Origin of the sequence: Psychroflexus sp. MES1-P1E, from assembly GCF_002836055.1 — a bacterium.
Classification (GTDB): domain Bacteria; phylum Bacteroidota; class Bacteroidia; order Flavobacteriales; family Flavobacteriaceae; genus Psychroflexus.
The window spans coordinates 1-1,196 of the sequence record NZ_PJBS01000297.1 but is presented as its reverse complement, the minus strand read 5'-3'; the positions used below and the strand labels follow the sequence as shown (position 1 = coordinate 1,196).

Annotated in this window: 1 protein-coding gene; it reads right to left on the bottom strand. The window is 33.3% G+C overall.

Annotation, left to right across the window (positions count from 1 at the left end; all coding sequences use genetic code 11):
• Nucleotides 1–215: 215 nt before the first annotated feature.
• Nucleotides 216–698 (bottom strand): hypothetical protein, encoded by a 483-nt coding sequence (locus tag CXF67_RS09880; RefSeq protein ID WP_145990457.1) that lies wholly within the window; start codon nucleotides 696–698, stop codon nucleotides 216–218.
• Nucleotides 699–1,196 lie beyond the last annotated feature (498 nt).

Genomic DNA, 1,196 nt, shown 5'->3' with positions numbered 1-1,196 from the left:
GGTCAAGATTCCAATTAATATAGTTTAAAATCATATCGTAATTTTCAATGGTAGAAAAGCTTTTTTTGCATTACACACAACGGTTTGCGTGTATAAGAAGTAGCGGATTAAAAAGCAATTCACTTTCAGTTTGGCACTGACTTTTATTAAAAGCACTGACCTTTAATTTAGCACTGAACCCGCTATTTCTTATACCCGCTGTTAGTGGCTGTTATTTATGGTACAACATCATATTTCGTTTCTGCCCTGTTGTTAAAAATGTCTTTTTGAATTTTCTGTCCTATTTCAGTGGTCTTCTCAAGATTTGAATTAGTTATTATTTTCAAAACAGGAGCTTCTTTAGCGTCATAATTCGGTCTGTTTCCATAAGTTGTCATTTGAGTTTCATATCCGTTTTGATTTGCAAATGATTTTAACTTGTCCATATAAGGGATTTGGTTTTCGGTCATAGCTTCAAATTCAATTTGGAATTTTCCGTTTTCTTTCACGAAATAAATACAATCAATTCCATTAGAAGTAATTCCTATGAAATCAAATTCAGTTTTATTTTGTTCTAAAAGAGTAAGTTCTCCATTCAATTGAGCAATTTCAATTTGTTTAGCTCGTTGAACAACATTTTCGGTGTTGTCGGTTCTATTTCTGCAACCAAATAAAGATAAAAATCCACTTAATATTCCCATTGTAATTATTGATTTCATAGTTTTCTGTTGTTCGTTATAATTGCCACTAACGATAGCTGTATGGTTAGTATCGCCCGCAGGGTGATATTAATTATACAGTATGTTGTCTGCTGTTATATTTTAATTTTTATTTTACTAAAATTAAGAATAAAAAGCAAAGGAACAGTTGCCGATCCGGAACATTTTATAAGCATTTTTTTCTGGGCTTGCCATTGAGCTATGAACTTTATGTTTGATAAGGTTCGTCGCTCAAGGGCAATAAAAAAAGCCGTTGTTTTCTTTATTAGGCCAATAATTGTTCAAAATACTTGACTTTGTCAAAAATTTTCCCGAAATTAATCAAGTATTTTCTAACGTGCCAACGTTCAGAAAGCGCGCTTTCTACGCTGTCAAGCACAAAATACTTGGCAATGCTCTTCCTAGGTCATAGATTTGCCGTCCTAATAAAGCAAACAACTCCTTAAAGTTCCCCATACAACCCAGAAAAAAGTGTCCGATCCGAATCGGTAATTGCAG

What these genes read in the sequence shown, in the direction of transcription:
- CXF67_RS09880 (WP_145990457.1), bottom strand. Translation starts at nt 698, where the DNA reads ATGAAATCAATAATTACAATGGGAATATTAAGTGGATTTTTATCTTTA.